Annotated in this window: 5 protein-coding genes; 2 read left to right on the top strand and 3 right to left on the bottom strand. The window is 64.6% G+C overall.

Annotated elements, in window-relative coordinates:
* The first annotated feature begins 4 nt into the window (after positions 1–4).
* A complete protein-coding gene (locus ACMGF8_RS25895; protein ID WP_416757706.1) occupies positions 5–3076 on the top strand; it encodes a non-ribosomal peptide synthetase in 3072 nt (1023 codons plus the stop codon).
* On the top strand, positions 3076–13638 hold the full coding sequence (locus tag ACMGF8_RS25890; RefSeq protein WP_416757704.1) for an amino acid adenylation domain-containing protein: 10563 nt from the start codon (positions 3076–3078) through the stop codon (positions 13636–13638). The genes ACMGF8_RS25895 and ACMGF8_RS25890 overlap by 1 nt, the downstream gene beginning before the upstream one ends.
* Before the next feature lie 661 nt (positions 13639–14299).
* Here the strand turns inward: ACMGF8_RS25890 and ACMGF8_RS25885 are convergent.
* The 3 genes from ACMGF8_RS25885 to ACMGF8_RS25875 all read right to left on the bottom strand — a co-directional run bounded on the left by ACMGF8_RS25885 (position 14300) and on the right by ACMGF8_RS25875 (position 19890).
* Positions 14300–16777 (bottom strand): TonB-dependent siderophore receptor, encoded by a 2478-nt coding sequence (locus tag ACMGF8_RS25885; protein WP_159426431.1) that lies wholly within the window; start codon positions 16775–16777, stop codon positions 14300–14302.
* Between the two features lie 113 nt (positions 16778–16890).
* Complete coding sequence (locus ACMGF8_RS25880; RefSeq protein ID WP_060840283.1) at positions 16891–18546, bottom strand: cyclic peptide export ABC transporter; 1656 nt, start codon at positions 18544–18546, stop codon at positions 16891–16893.
* Between the two features lie 324 nt (positions 18547–18870).
* A complete protein-coding gene (locus tag ACMGF8_RS25875) occupies positions 18871–19890 on the bottom strand; it encodes a GNAT family N-acetyltransferase (RefSeq protein ID WP_060840282.1) in 1020 nt (339 codons plus the stop codon).
* Positions 19891–19907 lie beyond the last annotated feature (17 nt).

The raw sequence follows: 19907 nt of genomic DNA, 5'->3' as shown, positions 1-19907 counted from the left end.
CAGCATGACCGACTTTTCCCAAGCAGAGACGTTTCAGATTTCGGCCCAGCAGGCCGCGATTCTTTCCCAGCAGCAGTACCTGGGCCAGCCGCTGGCGGCGCAGGCGCTCCTGTCCTTCGACACGCCGCCCGAGCGTGCTGTGCTGGAGGCCGCACTGAACGAGGTGTGCCAGCGCCACGAAATCCTGCGCACCCGCTACCGGCAGGTGCCCGGCTTCAAGCAACCGGTGCAGGAAATCACCCCTCAGGTGCGCCTGCGCCTGTCGCTGGAAGCGGGGCGCAGCCTGCAACAGGCCCGTGCCGAGGATCGCCTGACCCTGGCCGAAGTGCCCCTGGTGGCCTCGCTGCTGGATCGTCAGTTGCTGATCAGCGTGACCCTGGCCAGCTGTGACCGCCAGTCTCTTTCATTGCTGATGACCGAACTGCAGCAACTGTGCGCGGGACGGCAGTTGCCAGCGTTCGACAGCCTGCAGTACGCCGATTACGCCGCTTGGCAGAGCGAGCTGGGGGAGGAGGCGATCGGTCGCGAAGGCCTGCAGTTCTGGCGCACTCTGTATGCCGGACAGCAGCCGGGCGTGCGCCTGCCGTTCGAGCGCCGCCTGGACTTTGCGCCGCAGTTGCAGGAATGCCGCCTGGACACCGATCTGGCACCGGCATTGCGCCAATTGGCCAGTGCGGCCGAGCTGAGTGTCGAGGACAGCCTGCTGTTCCTCTGGGCCGGTTTCCTCGCCGGGCTGAGCCAGCAGGACTCGCTGTTGGTGGCGCTGACCGTGGACGGTCGCAGCGACCAGTTGCAGCAGACCCTGGGCCATTTCAGCCGGCGCCTGCCCGTGGCCGTCACGTTGCAGCCCCAAGCCACCTTGCAGGACAACCTGCAGGCGTTCCGTCATCAGCTGGACCTGAGCCGCTCTTGGCAGGATTGCCTGAACGAGCTGGAAGCGTTCGGCGCCGAGCAGCCCCGTCCCCTGGACCTGGGTTGCTCCTACAGCGAAGGCGCCGAGGTGCAGGAGCTGCTCCTCGATCGGGCGTACTTCGAGAAGCTGCACCTGCAGGCCCGGGCCGAGGCCGACCAGCTGTCGCTGCAACTGAGCTGGCAGCCCCGTCTGCTGCCCGACGGCCTGCCTGCCGCCTGGCTCGAACAGTTCGCCCAGTGGCTCAAAGCGGCCGCCGCGGACAGCAGCCTGACCCTTGAGCAATTGCCGTTGGTCAGCGCTGATCAGGCGCAGCGCCTGTTGCAGGATTTCGATCGCAGCGCGGACCTGAGCGCCGCCGATGCACCGCTGCTGCACCAGCTGTTCGAAGAGGCCGCCCGGGCCTTTCCCGAGCGTGCCGCGATCCATGTCGATGGCCGGGAAATCACTTACGCCGAGCTCGACCGTCAGGCCAATCAGCTGGCCCACAGCTTGCGCCAGCAAGGGGTCGACAGCGACGCCATCGTCGGGGTCTATGGGGCGCGTTCCATCGAGATCGTGGTAGCCCTGCTGGGGATTCTCAAGGCCGGTGGCGCCTACCTGCCGCTGGACCCGGCCTATCCCAGCGAGCGCCTGTCCTTCATGCTCGAGGACGCAGCGGTGCGCTGCCTGATCAGCCTGCAACCCCTGCATCCGGACATCGTCCTGCCGGCCGACCTGCCCCAGATCAGCCTGGACCCTCAACTGTTGAGCGGCAACGCCCAAGCGCTGCCCAGCCGCAGCACGGGCGACAACCTGGCGTATGTCATCTATACCTCGGGCTCCACCGGCAAACCCAAGGGCGTGATGGTGTCCCACGCCAATGCCAGCACCTCGACCCTGGCCCGCGGCGCGTTCTACCAGGCGCCCCTGGAACGTTTCCTGATGCTGTCCTCGTTCTCCTTCGACAGCTCCGTGGCGGGGATCTTCTGGACCCTGAGCCAGGGCGCGACCTTGTACCTGCCCAGCGAAGAACAGCACAAGGACCCGCAGCAGGTCGCCGAGCTCATCGACGCGCAGCGGATTTCCCACTTTCTGGCCCTGCCATCGTTCTATGCGCAAATCCTCGAAGCCCTGCAGCAGCCGTCACTGCGCTGTGTGATCGTGGCCGGCGAAGCCTGTCCGGTGGAGCTGGCCCTGCGGCACCGGGAACGGCTGCCCGAGACCTTGCTGGTGAATGAATACGGCCCTTCGGAAAGTGCGGTCTGGTGTTCGGCTTTCGCCGTGGAGCAGCCGCCTGTGGATGAGCGGGTGGCCATCGGTGGCGCTATCGCCGGTACGCGACTGCGGGTGCTGGATGAAGAAGCCGGACTGGCCGGTATCGGTCGCGAGGGCGAGCTGTTCATCGGAGGTCCGGGCCTGGCCCGTGGCTACCTCAAGCGTCCGGCCCTGACCGCCAGTCGCTTCCTCCCGGACCCGTTCGCCAGCACCCCCGGCGCGCGCCTGTATCGCACCGGGGACCGGGTCAGCAGCTTGCCCCAGGGCATGCTCGACTACCTCGGTCGGATTGACTTCCAACTGAAGATCCGAGGCTTTCGCATTGAGCTGGGCGAGATCGAAAGCCTGCTCGGGCAAGCTGCCAATGTGCGCGAAGCCGCTGTCGTGGCCCGGGACACGGCGGCCGGCAAACAGTTGGTGGCGTATGTGGTGCTGGCCCAGGTCGACGACCGCGAGGCCCAGGAGCAGGCCCTGCTGGCCCAGCTGCGCGAGCAGTTGCCCGAGTACATGGTGCCGTCGTTCCTCAGTGTCCTGGAGCGTTTCCCCCTGACCCCCAACGGCAAGCTGGACCGTAACGCCCTGAGCGCTCTGGAGCTGCAAGGCAGCGCCTATGTGGCGCCGCGCAACGAGCTGGAGGCCGCCCTGGCCGCCATCTGGCAAGAGGCGCTGCAACTGGAGCGGGTCGGTGTGCATGACAACTTCTTTGCCCTGGGCGGCCACTCGCTGCTGGCCACGCGCATTCGCTCCAAGGTGCAAAGCGAGCTCAACCTGTCCTTGCCGCTGCGGGTGTTCTTCGAGGGCGAAACGGTGGAGCTGCTGGCCCGACAGGTCGAGCTGCATCGTGATTCCGGGGTGACAGGGGACAAGGTCGATGCCTTGGAAGCCCTGTTTGCGGAGGCCCAGGAGTGATGAATCCGTTACCCGAGCGCATGCTGGCGCTGTCCAAGCGGTTCGCCGCGTTCAGCCCCCAGGAGCGTAGCGCCTTGCAGCGCAAGATGATCGAGCAGGGGCTGTCCCTGGACCTGTTGCCGATCCCTGGGCGCAGCCAGGACCAGACGCTGATGTGCGCGTCCTATGCCCAGCAGCGCCTGTGGTTTCTCTGGCAACTGGAGCCCACCTCCAGCGCCTACAACCAATTGGCGGTGCTGCGCTTGCAGGGCGACCTGCAGGACGCCGATCTGCAACGCAGTATCCAGTACCTGATCGACCGCCATGAGGTGCTGCGCAGCACCTTCAGCCTGGACGGCCAGCAAGTGATGCAGGTGATTCATCCGCAGCGCGAATTCCTCCTGCAACGGCTGGATTACAGCCACCTTGAGGACGCCGGCCCACAGGTGGCCGAACAGGTGGCGGAGCAGGGCGAACGCCCCTTCGACCTGGAGCACGACCTGCTGTTGCGGGCGACCCTGATCAAGCTCGGGCCCCAGGAACATGTGCTGCTGTTCTGTACCCATCACATCATCAGTGATGCCTGGTCGCTGCCGATCCTGGTGGGCGAGGTGACCAGCGCCTATGAGCACTGGCGCCAATACCAGCGCGCGCCGGACCTGGCGCCGCTGGCGGTGCAGTACGCCGACTTCGCCGTTTGGCAGCGCCTGTGGCTGGAAGCCGGTGAAGCCGAGCGGCAGCTGCAGTACTGGCGCGAGCGCCTGGGCAGCGAACCCTTGACCCTGGAACTGCCTCTGGACCGGCCGCGCCCGCCGCTGCGCAGTGCCCGGGGCGGGCGCCACGCCATGGTCTTCGATCAGGACCTGGACCGCGGTGTGCGCGAACTGGCCGCGAGTACCGGCTGCACCCTGTTCATGGTGCTGCTGGCGTCCCTGCAGGTGCTGCTGCAGCGCTACAGCGGTGCCCGCAGCATTCGCGTGGGCACGCCGGTGGCCAACCGCACGCGGGCCGAAGTCGAGGGGCTGATCGGCTTTTTCGTCAACACCCAGGTGCTGCAGGCCGAGATCGACCCGCAGCAGTCATTCAGTGCCTTGCTGGCCCAGGTCAAGACCCGGGTGCTGGAGGCCCAGGCGCATCAGGACCTGCCGTTCGAACAACTGGTCGATGCCCTGCAGCCTGAGCGCAGCTTGAACCAGAGCCCCTTGTTCCAGGTGCTCTACAACCACCTGGCGGGGGACAACGAAGGCGCGCGGGTGGAGATTCCCGGGCTGAAGATCGAGGCCCTGGCCAGCGACAGCGAAGCCGTGCGCTTCGACCTGACCTTCAACACCCATGAAGAAGGCGGACGCCTGCAGGGGGCGCTGGTCTACGCAATCGACCTGTTCGACCCGCAGACCATCGAGCAGATGGCCCGGCATTGGCACAACCTGTTGCAGGCGGTGGTGCGCGAACCGCAGCGTCGCCTGGGCGAACTGCCGATGCTCGATGCGGCAGAGCGCACGCAGATACTGGAGCAGTGGAACCTCGGCAGCGCCTTTGAGCGTCCACCCCTGTCGGTACCGGCCTGTGTCGAGGCGCATGCGCTGCGCAGCCCCGATGCGCTGGCCGTGGTCTGCGCCGGGCAGCAACTGACGTATCAACAGCTCAATGCGCAGGCCAACCGCCTGGCGCGTCAGCTGCGCGAGTGCGGCGTGGGGCCGGATGTGCTGGTGGGCATTGCCGCGCAACGCTCGATCGAGATGATCGTGGGCCTGCTGGCGGTGCTCAAGGCCGGCGGCGCCTACGTGCCTCTGGACCCCGAATACCCGCAGGAACGCCTCAACGGCATGATCGAGGACAGCGGGATTACCCAGTTGCTGGCCCAACAGCAGCTGATCGGGCGTTTTGCCGATCTGCCCGGGCTCTGTATCGAGCCCCTCGAGGATTCGCCGGCACGCCAGGCCCTGAGTGCCGACAACCTCGAACCCCTGACGGCTCCCGGACACCTGGCGTACGTGATCTTCACGTCCGGCTCCACGGGCCGGGCCAAGGGCGTGACCATCAGCCACGGCGCCCTGGCCAACTACGTGGCGGCCATTCATCAGCGTCTGCCGCTGGCGTCGGCCCGCAGCATGGCGTTGGTGTCCACGCCGGCGGCGGACCTTGGGCACACGGTGCTGTTCGGTGCCCTGTGCGGCGGCCAGGCGCTGCATGTGATCAGCGCCGATCTGGCGGTGGACGGTGCGGGCCTGGGCCAGTACCTGCAACAGCAACAGATCGATGTGCTGAAAATTGTCCCCTCGCACCTGGCGGCGCTGTTGGGTGAGGACAATGGCGCGGTGCTGCCACGTCAATGCTTGGTCCTGGGTGGCGAAGCCTGCCCGGTGAGCCTGGTTGAGCGCATCCAGCGCCTGGCGCCGCAGTGCCGGATCGTCAACCACTACGGGCCGACCGAAAGCACCGTGGGCGCCCTGACCCAGGCCGTGGAGGGCGACTGGTCCCAGGCTGCGTCGATTCCCCTGGGCCGGCCGCTGGCCAATGTCCGCGCCTATGTGCTGGACAGCGAAGGCCAGCCGGCCGCCGTCGGCAGCCTGGGCGAACTGTATCTGGCCGGTGCCGGACTGGCCCGTGATTACCATCGGCGCCCTGAGCTGACCGCTGCCAGCTTCATCCCCGATCCTTTCGACCCGCAGGGCGGCGCCCGCCTGTACCGCACTGGCGATCAGGTGCGCTACCGCCGTGACGGCAGCATCGAGTTCTGCGGGCGCATCGACCAGCAGATCAAGATTCGTGGCTTCCGGGTCGAGCCGGGAGAAATCCAGGCCTGCCTGCACAGTCATCCCTGGGTGCGCGAGTGTGCGGTACTGGCCCTGGATGGACCCCAGGGCAAGCAGTTGGTGGCCTATCTGGTGTGCCAGTCCGGGCTCGACCCGGATCAGTGCAAGGAAGGGCTCAAGCAGCACATGAACGCGCACCTGTCGGCCCATCAGGTGCCCAGCCATCTGCTGTTGCTGCCGGCGCTGCCCCTGAGCCCCAACGGCAAGCTGGATCGCCAGGCTTTGCCGCGCCCTGAGCAGGGCCGTCCGCAGGACCTCTACCGTGCGGCACAGAACCCCGTGCAACAGACACTGGTGGATATCTGGCAGGAGGTCTTGAACCAGCCGCGAATCGGTATCAACGACAACTTCTTCGAACTCGGTGGCGACTCGATCATCGCCATCCAGATGGTCAGCCGCGCACGCCAGGCGGGCTTGCAGATTTCCTCCCGGGACGTGTTCCGCAGCCAGAGCATTCTTGAGCTGGCAGCGGTGGCCAAGCAAGGCACGGCCTTGTTCATCGATCAGGGACCGGTGCGTGGCCCGATGCCGCTGACGCCGATCCAGCAGGTATTTTTTGCCAGCGACATTCCCCAGCGCCAGCACTGGAACCAGTCGCTGCTGCTGACCCCTCGCGAGCCGTTGCAGGTGCCGCTGCTGGAGCGCGCCCTGAACCAACTGCTGGTGCAGCACGATGCGTTGCGCCTGAGGTACCGACAGCACGCCGGCCTCTGGCAGGCCGAACACCAAGAGCATCCCGAGCCGGTCAGCCTCTGGCGGCAGTGGGTGGCGGATGCCGCAGCTATTCAGGCACTGGGCCAACAGGCCCAGAGCAGTCTCGACCTGGAACAGGGGCCGCTGTTACGCGCGGTGCTGATGGACCTGGACGATGGCAGCCAGCGTTTGCTGCTGGTCATCCATCACCTGGTGGTGGACGGCGTGTCCTGGCGGATTCTGCTGGAGGACCTGCAAAGCCTTTATCGGCAGTTGGCCGAGGGTGCGATGCCGGTCCTGCCGTCCAAGACCAGTGCTTTCCAGGATTGGGCCGTGCACCTGCAAGACTGGGCGCAGCGCCTTGGGCACACCGACGAACTGGATTACTGGTGCCGGCAACTGGAGCAGGCGCCTCAGGGCCTGCCCCTGGACTATCCCGCCGGGGCGAACCTGGCGTGCCATGGCACGGCGATCAATGCCCGGCTGCCTCGGGAGCTGACCAGCCAGCTGTTGCAGGAAGCCCCCAAGGCCTATCGCACCCAGATCAACGACCTGTTGCTGGCCGTCCTGGCGCGCGTGATCTGCCGTTGGACCGGGCATTCGCAGATGCTGGTGCAGTTGGAAGGTCACGGGCGCGAGGAACTGTTTGCCGATGTCGACCTGTCGCGTTCGGTGGGCTGGTTCACCAGTCTCTATCCGCTGTGCCTGACTCCGGCGCAGCCACTCTCGGATTCGATCAAGGCGGTCAAGGAGGACTTGCGTCGGGTCCCGGCCAATGGCCTGGGTTATGGCGCGTTGCGTTACCTGGGGCCGGACGCGGTCCGCGAACGCCTGCAGGGGCTTGCGCAGCCGAGGATCACCTTCAACTACCTGGGGCAGTTCGACCAGAGCTTCGACTCGCAGTCACTCTTGGCTCCGGCGCCGGAAGCGGCCGGTGACGAACGTCACCACGAGGCGCCACTGAGCAATTGGTTGACGGTCAACAGCCAGGTCTATGGGGGCGAACTGTCCCTGAGCTGGAGCTTCAGCCATCAGTTGTTCAAGCCGCAGACGGTTCAGCGCCTGGCCGATGATTACCTGCTGGAACTGCAGGCGCTGATCGAGCATTGCACCCTGGATACCTCGGCGGGCGTCTCGCCATCGGACTTCCCCCTGGCCGGGTTGAACCAGGCTCAGCTGGATGCGCTGCCGGTGGCCCCACGTACCATCGCCGACTTGTACCCCTTGTCGCCGATGCAGCAGGGCATGCTGTTCCACACCCTCTACGAGCAGGCCAGCGACGATTACGTCAATCAGCTCCGGGTGTCGGTGCAGGGCCTGGACCCGCAGCGTTTCCGCCGGGCCTGGGAAGATGCCCTGCAGGCCCACGACATCCTGCGTACCTCTTTCCACTGGCAAGCGGAGCTGGAGCAACCGGTGCAGATTGTCCAGCGTCAGCTGGTGCTGCCGTTCCGGGTGCTCGACTGGTCGAACGGGCAGGCCAGCGAGCTTGCCCTTGACGCGCTGGCCGGCGAAGAACGCAGCCTGTGTGCGCATTTCGACCGTGCACCGTTGTTGCGCCTGTGCCTGGTGCAGACCACGGCCCAGGACTACCAACTGATCTACACCAACCACCACATCCTGATGGATGGCTGGAGCAGTTCGCAGTTGATGAACGAGGTCCTGCAACGCTACGCCGGGGTGGTGCCGCCACAGGCTCCGGGGCGTTATCGCGACTACATCCAGTGGCTGCAACGCCAGGATCTGAGCGCCTGTGAACGTTTCTGGCGCGAGCAACTGGGGCGTTTGTCGACCCCGACCCGGCTGGCAGGCAGCATCGCCCTGGAAAACCCGGGCGCGGATGCCGGCCATGGCGAGTTCCACCATGATTGGACCCAGCCGTGGACCGAGCGCCTGGTGGCCTTCGCCCGGCAGCAGAAAATCACCGCCAACACCCTGTTGCAGGCGGCCTGGCTCCTGCTGTTGCAGCGCTATACCGGACAGAGCACCGTGGCCTTTGGCGCGACGGTGGCGGGGCGTCCTTCGGAGCTGCCGGGGATCGAGCAGCAGATCGGTCTGTTCATCAATACCTTGCCGGTGATCGCCACCCCCGATGCGCAGATGAGCGTGGCGCAGTGGCTGCAACAGGTGCAGGCGCACAATCTGCAACTGCGCGAATACGAACATACGCCGCTCAACGATATCCAGCGCTGGGCCGGCAGCAGCGGTGAAGCGCTGTTCGATACCCTGCTGGTCTTCGACAACTACCCGGTGGCCCAGGCCCTGGAGCAGGAGGAGGCTTCCAGCGTGCGCTTCGGTGCCGTGCACAGTCGTGAACGCACCAACTATCCGTTGTCGGTGGCGGTGGCGCTGGAGCAGCGCCTGAGCATCAGCTACGGCTATGCCCGGGAGGCCTTCAGCGCGGCGGTGATCGAACGCCTCAACGGCCATCTGCTACACCTGCTGGCGCAACTGATTGATAACCCCCAGTTGCAACTGGGCGCCATCGAGCTGCTGACCCCGGCCGAGACGGCGAGCCAATGCATAGCGCCCGTCGCGCCGGGGATCGAGCCGCCGGTACACGAGAGCATCGGTGCCCTCGCACAACGCTGGCCGGAGCGTCAGGCGGTGCTGTTTGCCGGGCAGCGCTTCACTTACGCAGAACTGGACCAGCGGGCCAACCGCCTGGCCCATGAACTGGTGGCCCGCGGGGTCGGCCAGGAGGTCCGGGTCGGCGTGGCATTGCCCCGGGGCGAGGGGCTGCTGGTGGCCTTGCTGGCGGTGCTCAAGGCCGGCGGCGCCTTCGTGCCGCTGGATTTGAGCTACCCAGCCGACCGCCTGGCCTACCTCATGGCGGATTCCGGCATGGCCCTGTTGCTCAGTGACACCGAGTCGTTGCAGCGCCTGCCTTCGGCCGCCGGTCTGGCGGTGCTCGATCTGTCGCGCCTGGAGGTCGGGCAGCATCCGCTGACCGCGCCTGCGGTAACAGTGGCGCCAGAGAGCCTGGCCTATGTGATCTACACCTCGGGTTCCACCGGTCAGCCCAAGGGCGTGACCGTGGCCCATGGTCCGCTGGCGATGCACTGTCGCACCACCGGCGAACGCTATGGCATGACGCCCGAGGACTGTGAACTGCACTTCCTGTCGTTTTCCTTCGACGGCGCTCATGAACGCTGGCTGACCGCCTTTGTCTGCGGCGCCAGCCTGCTGCTGCGTGACGACAGCCTGTGGACCCCGGAGCAGACCTGTGAAGCGATTCGCCGCCATGGCGTGACCATGGCCGGTTTTCCTCCGGCGTACCTGCATCAGTTGGCGGAACATGTGCAGCGGGTCGGCAATCCGCCGCCCATGCGCCTCTACAGCTTTGGCGGCGATGCCATGCCGCAGGCCAGCTTCGAGCTGGTCCAGCAGGTGTTGCGTCCCCAGTACATGATCAACGGTTACGGGCCCACCGAAACCGTGGTCACGCCGCTGGTGTGGAAAACCGCTGCCGGTGAGCCTTGCAAGGCTGCTTATGCGCCCATCGGCCATTGCGTCGGGGAGCGCAGCGCCTATGTCCTGGATGCCGATCTCAATCCCTTGCCAGTGGGGGTCGCCGGAGAGCTGTACATCGGCGGCAATGGCTTGGCGCGAGGTTATCTGCAGCGTTTCGCGCAGACCGCCGAACGCTTTGTTCCCGATCCCTACAGCCCCTTGGGGGGACGTCTGTATCGCACCGGGGATGTGGTGCGCCAGGGCAGTGACGGGGTGTTCGAGTACCTGGGGCGTATCGACAACCAGGTGAAGATCCGTGGCTTCCGCATCGAGCTGGGCGAAATCGAAGCGCGGTTGATGGCCCACGAACAGGTCAGCGAGGCGGTGGTTCTGGCCCAGGACACCGCCCATGGCCGGCGGCTGGTGGCTTATCTGGTGCCGGCCGCGACCGTGCTTGAGGACGAGCAGGATCAGGAAAGGTTGCGTGAAACCCTGCGCCAGACGTTGAAGGCCTGCCTGCCCGACTACATGGTGCCGTCCTATTGGCTGTTTCTCGAACGCTTGCCGCTGTCGCCCAATGGCAAGCTGGATCGCAAGGCGCTGCCCGTGCCGGAAATGGTCCAGGCCAGCCACGCCTATGTGGCGCCGCGCAGCGATCTGGAGAAGCGCCTCGCACAGATCTGGCAGGACGTGCTGAAGCTGGCGCAGGTCGGTCTGACCGACAACTTCTTCGAGCTGGGCGGGGACTCGATCATCTCCCTGCAGTTGGTCAGTCGAGCGCGTCAGGCCTCGATCCGCTTTACCCCCAAGGACCTGTTCGAGCAACAGACCATCGGAGGGCTGGCGGCGGTGGCGCAGTGCGGGGTGCAGGACGACATCGACCAGGGACCGGTGAGCGGCGACATGCCGCTGCTGCCGATCCAGCGTCTGTTCTTTGCCGAGCCGATTCCCCAGCGGCACCATTTCAATCAGTCGGTGCTGCTGATTCCGGCCACGCCCTTGAACCCGCTGGCCCTGAAGCAGGGCTTGCGAGCCTTGCTTGAACATCACGACGGATTGCGTCTGCAGTTCCAGCAGGGGAGCGCAGGCTGGAGTGCCAGCCATGGTCCGCTGGATCAGTCCGGGCCCGGTCCGGACCTGTTGTGGCAGGCCGAAGCCGCCAACGCCGCCGAGCTGGAGCAGCTCTGCGAGAAGGTCCAGTGCAGCTTCGACCTGCAGCGCGGGCCTTTGTTGCGGGCGCTGTTGGTGACCCTGGCGGACTCCACTCAGCGCTTGTTGCTGGTGGCCCATCACCTGGTGGTGGATGGCGTGTCCTGGCGCCTGTTGTTCGAGGACCTGCAAAGCGCCTACACCCAGGCGCTGGCCGGGCAAGCGCTGCAGTTGCCTGCCAAGAGCAGTTCCTATCAGGCCTTTGGCCGACGCCTGCAAGCCTATGCCCATGGGCCCGAGGCCCGGGCCGAACTGGCCTACTGGCGCGCGCAACTTGCGGGCGCACAGGCATCGTTGCCTGGGGTCGAACCTGGCACCCAGGCCTTGAGCCGTGACGCTGGCAGCGTGCAGGTCCAGCTCGATGCCGCGACCACCCAACGCTTGCTGCAACGCGCTCCAGCCGCCTACCGGACCCAGGTCAACGACCTGTTGCTGGCGGCCCTGGCCCAGGTCATGGGGCAGTGGACCGGACAGCCTTCGACCCTGATCCAGCTGGAAGGCCACGGGCGTGAGCAACTCTTCGAGGACCTGGACCTGAGCCGCACCGTGGGCTGGTTCACCTCGGTGTTCCCGGTGCGCCTGAGCGCCGGGGATAGCGCCGAGTCTTCGATCAAGCGGATCAAGGAGCAGCTGCGGGCCATTCCCAACAAGGGGATCGGCTACGGTGCCCTGCGTTACCTGGGGGATACCGCCAGTCGCGAGGCGTTGCAGGGGCTTGCCCAGCCTCGGGTCACCTTCAACTACCTGGGGCAGTTCGACGGCAGTTTCGATGATCCTCAGGCGCTATTCATTCCGGCGCCCGAGGCCCATGGCGCGGATGCCAGCATCGATGCGCCCCTGGGCAACTGGCTGTCCATCAGCGGCAAGGTGTACGACGGCCAGTTGCGCCTGGACTGGAGCTTCAGTCAGCGCATGTTCGACAGTGCGCAGATCGAGTCTTTGGCCCAGGACTATGTCCAGGCGCTGCAGGCACTGGTGGAGCATTGCTGCCAGGCCCGCGGCGGCGTTACGCCATCGGACTTCCCGCTGGCGCGGCTGACCCAGGAACAGCTCGACGCCCTGACGCTGGTGCCGGCGCAGATCGAGGACATCTACCCATTGGCGCCGATGCAGCAGGCCTTGTTGCAGCATGAGTTGCAGGACCATGAGGCGGGGGATTTCGTCAACCAGATGTGCATGGATGTGCAAGGCGTCGACCCGCAGCGACTGCGTCAGGCCTGGCAGCAGGCCATGGATACCCATGAGATCCTGCGCAGCCGTTTTGTCTGGGGCGGGTCCCTGGTGCAGCCGCTGCAGGTGGTCCACAAGCAGGTCGAGGTGCCGTTCCAGGAGCTCGACGGCACTGTGTTGAGCAGCGCTGCGCTGGAGCGTCTGGCCCTGGCTGACCGGCTCAAGGGCTTCGACCTGTCCCAGGCGCCGTTGCTGCGTCTGCAGGCGATCAAGCTGGGGGAGGGACGCTACCGGCTGATCTGTACCAACCATCACATCCTGTTGGACGGCTGGAGCGGGTTCCAGTTGTTCAACGATGTGTTGGCGGCCTACACCGGGCAGGCCATCAGTCACCGACCGGCTGGCTACCATGACTACATTGCCTGGCTGCAGGCCCGTGACCAGCAGGCCGACGAACGCTTCTGGCGTGAACAGCTCAAGCCACTGAAGGTGCCGACCTTGCTCAGTGCCTGCGCGATGGCCCAGGGCGATCGGCAGCGGGGTGGGCATCGTCAGCATTACTTCGAGTTCGACGAGGCCCAGACCGAGCAACTGACCCGTTTCGCCCGGCAGCAGAAGATCACCGCCAACACCCTGGTGCAGGCGGCCTGGCTGTTGCTCCTGCATGTGCATTGCGGTCAGTCGACGGTGGCCTGCGGCGCCACCATCGCCGGACGCCCGCCACAGCTCAAGGGCATCGAGCAGCAGTTGGGGCTGTACATCAACGATGTGCCGCTGGTGGCCAGTATCGAGCCGGGTCAGCGTGTGGGTGATTGGCTGCAGGAACTGCAAGGGCGCAACCTGCTGATGCGCGAGCACGGTTACAGTGCCTTGAGCGATATCGAACGCTGGGCCGGGTTGCCGGGCGGGGAGTTGAGCGACACGGTGATCGTGTTCGAGAACTATCCGGTCAGTGCGGCGTCGGCGGGTGGGGATGTCGGTGATTTGCGTCTGGAGAGCATGCACAGCTTCGAGCAGACCAGTTCGGCGTTGACTTTGTATGTCGAGCTCAAGGGGCAGTTGCAGTTCCACTATGACCATCGTCTCAATGCCTTCAGCGAGGCGGCGGTAGAGGCGCTGAATCTGCAGTTGGTGCAGATGCTCTGGCTGTTGGCCGATGGTTCGGCGGAGCGGTCGCTGGCGCAGGTGTTGGCGCAGCAGGGCGGGACGCCGGTTAGGCGGGAGGTGCTGTTAGGGGTTTAGGTATCGTTGATTGGTGTGATGGGCGGGAGGACAGGTGACTGTTCTCCCGTTTTTTTTGGATGGGGGAAATCTGGTGGTGGTTGGGCTTTTGCGGCGTGGGTTGGAGTACAGGTCCATTGCTGCGGTGCTGGCCGCTGGCGGTTGGGAGGGGGGCATATCCATTGCTGCGGGTGCGGCGGCTGGCGGTTTCGCCCTTACGGCGAGTCACTTTGGGGCCCCAAAGTAACCAAAGGGCGTTGCCCCTCCACTCGGTGCCTCGCATAGCGAGGCATGCCCGAACTCCGGCGTTGATCCGTGGGCCGCCACCGGCCATCCCGGCCGGGTGGCGCCTAACCCGGCATCCCTGCCGGGTTACCCACGGCTCAATGCCTGCGTTCGGCCATCGTGGTTAACGGGGCGTTCAGATCAAGATCAAAATCAAGAGCCAGACGGCGGCCTTGCGGCCGGCCTGAAGCTGAACGCGCGCACTCATTCCCCTGAAGCTGGCTTGCCAACAAGGCTTTGGCTCGGGCGCTGTATGGCTTGCGGGCCTCTTCGCCGGAGCGCAAATCCAATGGCAATGCCGAAGACTGGGGGCGAAACGTCGGGTCGAGGCTGGCGCCTCGGGCAAAAAAATCCCCGCCCCGGTGACCGGGGCAGGGAGGGGTTCAACTGGAGGGAATCAGAAGCTGTATTTGACGTTGAACATGACGTTGCGCGGGTCGCCGTAGTAGATCGAGTTGTAGGTGCCGATACCGCTGTAGTAGTTGCGGTCGAAGACGTTGTTCAGGTTGACCGTGGCCTTGAGGTTCTGGTTGAAGTCGTAGCTGCTCATCAGGCCCACCACGGCGTAGCTGGCACGGGTGAATTTGTGGCTGGGCAGTTGGTTGTAGGCGGCATCGACGAAGCTGTTGTCGACGAAGGAGGTCGAGCTCTGCCATTGCATGTTGCCGCCTACGGTGACTTTGTTCAGTTCGCCAGGCAGGCGATAGGTGGTGGCTACCTTGAACAAGTGCTGTGGCTGGGTGGTGGCCACGCGCTTGTTCTTGGCGTCGTAGGACTCCTGGTAGACGTAGCCGGCGTTGACGTTCCAGTCCGGCAGCACTTCACCGGCCATTTCCAGTTCGACGCCGTTGGTGGTGGCGCCCTTGATCGCACGCATGGCCTCGAAGCCGTCAACGCCCATGACGCCTGTATTCTCGCCCAGGTTGTCCTGCTTGAGCTGGAACAGCGCCAGGCTGGCGTTCAGGCGACGGTCGAAGTATTCACCCTTGACCCCCACTTCGTAGCTCTGACCAGTGAGCGGCTCCAGGGACTTGCCGCTGACGTCCAGGCTGTAGGGCTGCGGTTTGAAGATGTCGGTGTAGCTGGCGTAGACCGTGTGGTAGTCGTCCAGGTCATAGGTGATGCCGGCATAGGGAATGACTTCCCCGGAGTTGGTGGTGGAGATGCTCGGCAGTTGGCGCAGGGCGTTGACCCGATCTATCTGCCAGTCGTAGTCGGTGACCCGGGCACCGAGTATGAAGTTCAGGGCATCGGTGGGCTTGAGGATCACCGCTGCGTAGGAGACTTTCTGGGTGCTCTTGATGTCGAAGGTCGACCACCAGGCCCAGTCGGTCGGGTAGGGCATGCTGTTGTTCCAGTTCAGCACGTCGTCGATGACTCCAGTGGTGGTGCCGTCGATACGCTTGGAGCGGGTGGTGGCGTGGGAATAGTTGTAGCCCAGCACCAGTTCGTGGGTGCGCCCAAACAGCGCGAACGGACCCTTGGCGTAGGCATCGAAGGACTTCTCGTCGCTGTTGGAGCCGAAGTTGGCCACGCCGCCCGGCGGCAGGTAGCCATAGTCCTGGCTGTTGTCGAGATTGACGTGCTCGCTGGACATGCCGGCGATGATTTCCCGCGAGGTGTACTTGCGCGTATTGACTGTCGCCTTGAAGGTCCAGTCGTTGTCGAACTGGTGATCGAGGCCGACAAAGGCGTGCTGGGTTTCCTGGTTGCGGTAGGCGAACTTGTCCGCCGGGTTGGTGGAACGGGAGAACTTGATCCGATTACCGTTCTTGTAGAACACCGGCAAACTGGTGTTGGTCGTGGCGTCGTTGTTGTTCTTCTGGTAGTCGTAGCCGACGCTGAGGGTGGTGGAATCGCTCAGGTCGCCTTCGAGAATGCCGTAGAAAACGTTCTGTTCACCTTTCTGGTAGTCGATGAAGCTGTTGCGCTTGCCGGTGCCGGCCACCATCCGTCCGCGTATCGCACCGCCTTCCACCAGCGGGCCGGAAACGTCCACTTCGCTGGTGTAGCGGTCCCAGGAACCGGCGCCGGCGGCGACGTGGCCCTGGAATTCCCGGGTGGGGCGCTTGCGCACCATGTTGATCACCCCGGACGGATAGCCGATGCCGTTGACCAGGCCGGTAGCGCCCTTGAGCACTTCGATACGGTCGTAGATCAGGGTGTTGCCGATGCTGTAGTTGTCGCGGATGTTGCCGCCGTCGGTGCCCAGGCTGGGAATGCCGTCGTACTGGAAGTTCTGGATTTCAAAGCCCCGCGAGTAATACACGTAGCCTTCGGAGCTCTCGCGGTTGACCGTGATCCCGGGGGTCTGCTGCATGACGTGCGCCAGTTCGGTCAACCCTTGGTCATCCATCTGCTGGCGGGTGATGACGCTCACCGACTGCGGCGTTTCACGCAGCGACAGGTCCATGCGCGTGGCCGAGTTGCTTTGTCCGGTGGTGTAGGAACCGGTCCCCTCAGTGGTGCTCCCCAGCCCCTGAGTGGAAATGTTCATGGTCCCCAGCTCCACAGCCCCACTGCTTTGCACCAGGGTCACGGTGTTGCCTTGGCGCTGATAACTCACCCCGGTCCCGCGCAGCAGTTGCGACAGGGCCTGGTCGGGCTGCAAGGCGCCCTTGATCGCCGTGCTGCGCTTGCCCTGGACGCTGTCCTGGTTGTAGAGCACTTGCAGGTCGGCTTGCTGGCCGAATGTCTGCAAGGCGCTGCCCAGGGACTGTGCAGGAATATCGAAATTGGCTTGCTGGGCCTGTACCTGGGCGGCACAGGGCAGCGCCAATACGGCCCCAAGCAGATAGGGACGCAAGCTCGGCCGCAGCGCATGGCGCATGAGCAGGGCTTTTTTCAGGGGGGTGAGTCCAAGAGGTGCTGGCATGTTCATTTGCTCTTATTAAGCGGCAATGGGAATTCGTTTTAAATGTGAATGTTTCTCAAACTTGTTATGAGACGTTCGACTTCCCGAAAACCGGAAAGCCGATACGAAAAAAATCAGGCCGGTTCGAGTTCGCAACTGACCTTGCCCGCTTCCATGCGCACCAACTGGTCGGCAATGTCGAAATAGCGATCGTCGTGGGAGATGACGATGATGGTCTTGCCCAGGCGTTTGAGGTCTGGCAGCAGCTCGGTGTAGAAAATCCGCCGGAAGGTCGGGTCCTGGTCGGCGGCCCATTCGTCGAACACCAGCACCGGGCGTTCCTCGATCCAGGCGTTGACCAGCGCCAGTCGCTTGCGTTGCCCGGTGGACAGATCGGTGGTGGTGAAGGCCCCGTCGCGGATGCTCACCTTGTGCCCGATCTCCAGGCGGCGCAGATACTGTTCGGCCTCTTCGGGCAGTTGTTCGCCACCCTGGACCAGGTCATCGAACAGGTAGTAGTCGGCAAAGATGGTGGTGAACAGTTGTCGATAGTCGTCGCGGGTCTCGGCGGTGACAGGGCGGCCGTTGAGGCGGATCTCGCCTTCCTGGGGTCGGTACAGGCCCAGTAGCAGCTTGATCAGGGTGGTCTTGCCGCAGCCGTTCTCGCCAACGATGAAGACGATGTCGCCCTGCTTGATCCGCAGGTTCACCGGGCCCAGGGCAAAGGGCGCGCTGCCTTCGACGGCCGGGAAGGCGTAGCGCACATCGTGCAGTTCCAGGCTGTGCACGGTCTGGGGTTGGCTTGCGGTTTCACTGAGCAGCAGGTGCGGTTCGGGGGAGGAGAAGCGCTCGGACAGTTCGGCGATGCGGCGGAAGGCCACCTGGGCGCGGCTGACAATCGGCAGGTTGCCGATCAGCAATTCCAGGGGGCCCTTCATGTACAGCAGCACCAGGACGAAGCCGCTCATCACTGCGCGGTCGTTGTTGGGCCAGAAGGACTGCAGGGCCAGGGCCAGGCCGATGACCACGAAAAACAGCATGGAGCCGAAGGTCTTGGCGACGATGAAAATGTTCACCGACTCGATCTGTTTGTTGCAGATGTGCTCGGCGCTGTGCTTGATCCGCTGGTTGAACATGCGGTTGCGGCGCGGCCGGTGGATGCGCAGTTCCTTGGCGCCGTCGGCAATGGCGTTGTAGTGCTTTTGCAGGTTGTCCTCTTCATCCCGGGCGTCCATGAAGCCCTTGATGCCCTTGGTTTGCGCAACAAACTGCACGCTGCAACCAATCACGATGGCCACCAGCATCAGCAGGAACATCGGCCATGAGAGCAGGGCCAGGTAACCCAGGCAGCCCAGGGTCACGGTCAGGGAAATGGCCAGTGGCGCAAAGGCGAAGGCGAAGTCGCTGATGGTGTCGATGTCGTGGGTCAGTACCGGGATCAGGCGATGGCTGCGATAGCGTTCGATCTGCTCGATGGGCGCGCTGAGGACTTTTTCCCCCAGGTCTTTGCGCAGCTTGCTGATGATGTGCTGGCCGACGTAGTTGCTGCCGATGTCCGACAGAATCGAACACAGCAGCGCCAGCAGGCACAGCCCGGCGAAGGTCAGGACCACGCCGCGACTGAGGCCGTCGGCGCCGTTCAGGGCCTGGTTGATGGTCGCCAGCAGGACGGTGATGCTCAGGCCGCCGATGATGCCCAGCACGATCGAGACGGCCACGGTGGGCCAGAAAGGTTTGAGCAGGCCCAGCAGGTCACGGATGGCGCTGCGGCTACGCGGAGGGCTGTTCATGATGACTCCTGGTTCAAGCACGGATAAGGGCGGGTGAGAGGCGGTTTGCGTTGGGGCATGGGGGCCGGGGTGCAGCCGTCGGGTTCATCTGGTGCGCTTCCTCTGAAATGGATCGACATACGGGCAAGGGTCCGGGGTGCACAGCGCGACGCGGCGTGCAGTGCGCTGCAATGCCGGGCTTGAGGAGGCTGTCGCGTTCGGGACGGGGCTTGACTCAAGACCGTTGCAGAGAAGACGAAGTGGCACTGGGGGGATTTAGCGCAGGCCCGGCGTCGCGCCGTGCGCCGGTCGCTGCCGGGAGGCTGCAGCGACCGCTGGATCAGCTCAAAGTGGCCGATCGAAGAAGAACTCGCGTTCCAGGCGCAGCAGAGCGGCTTTCTTGTGGGCCAGTTGGATGTCCTTCAAGTGACCGAAGCCCTGGGACTTGAGGAAGTCGATCTGCCGGTCATGGTCGATGCGCGGTTCGCCAAGGATGCGCTGGGTACGTGGATCATCCAGGAACATGTAGTGCATCAGCGAATTGAACCAGCCCTTGAGCTTGCCGATGCCCTGGTGCTTGTTCTCGCCCACCACCACGTGCCAGCCGCGGTCGTGGTCCTGCACGTCGTAGTAGGGGGCGATGCGGTCTTCCTTGCACCAGTAGACTTCGAAGTAGGCGAAGGGCTCGTCGTCGTAGCAGCCGATCAGCGGATGGACCCGCGGGTCGGCGAGCATGTCTTGCAGATAGGCGGCGTGCTCGTCGAGGCTGCCGGCCTGCTCCCAGAAGAACGCCACCTGTTCCAGGTTCATCCAGCGATTGAAGGCTTGCAGGTCACGGTCCGGATCGATGGTGCGCAGGCTGAACTCGGTGTTGAGCCCCGGCAGACGACGGCGGTACACCTCGCCCTGGGGCAGTGGCGGGCGTTGCGGGTGACGTTTCTCGCCGCTGAACTGGTAGAAGGGCGCGGTGTGGGCGCTGGCCGGAGCGCTGAGCCAGGGCAGCGGGTGCTGCCAGAAGGTACTGCGTCGGCACTGTAGCTCCACCTGGTGGGCATCGACGGCGAGCAAGGTGTCAAAGACCCCCTGGCGGATGGCTGACACGGCAAAGTCGCGGCTGGCACGCAGGCGAACCCGCACCTGGGCGGACTTTTTCTTGTAGCAGAAATGTCCGCCCAACAAGGCCAGCAGCGCGCTGGCCGGGTAGTTGGGGGCAATCTCGCCGGCGATCTCGATCAGTTCGCCATCGCTGCGAAAGGTCAGTGCCGCGAAGCCCTCGGTGTGCAGGCTGCCCTGGTTCTCTTCGGCGTCATGCACGCTGGCGGTGGAACCGTCGCTCAGCGACAGGGTGAACAAAGCTGCTTTCATGGTGTGTCTCCGTCAGT

This window comes from Pseudomonas sp. BNK-7, from assembly GCF_048072025.1.
In the GTDB taxonomy this organism is placed as follows: domain Bacteria; phylum Pseudomonadota; class Gammaproteobacteria; order Pseudomonadales; family Pseudomonadaceae; genus Aquipseudomonas; species Aquipseudomonas danubii.
The sequence above is the reverse complement of the archived record's forward strand: the minus strand, read 5'-3'. Positions and strand labels throughout refer to the sequence as shown.

Coding starts and splice junctions, on each gene's coding strand:
- ACMGF8_RS25885 (WP_159426431.1), bottom strand. CDS start 16,777: ATGCCAGCACCTCTTGGACTCACCCCCCTGAAAAAAGCCCTGCTCATG.
- ACMGF8_RS25895 (WP_416757706.1), top strand. CDS start 5: ATGACCGACTTTTCCCAAGCAGAGACGTTTCAGATTTCGGCCCAGCAG.
- ACMGF8_RS25880 (WP_060840283.1), bottom strand. CDS start 18,546: ATGAACAGCCCTCCGCGTAGCCGCAGCGCCATCCGTGACCTGCTGGGC.
- ACMGF8_RS25875 (WP_060840282.1), bottom strand. CDS start 19,890: ATGAAAGCAGCTTTGTTCACCCTGTCGCTGAGCGACGGTTCCACCGCC.
- ACMGF8_RS25890 (WP_416757704.1), top strand. CDS start 3,076: ATGAATCCGTTACCCGAGCGCATGCTGGCGCTGTCCAAGCGGTTCGCC.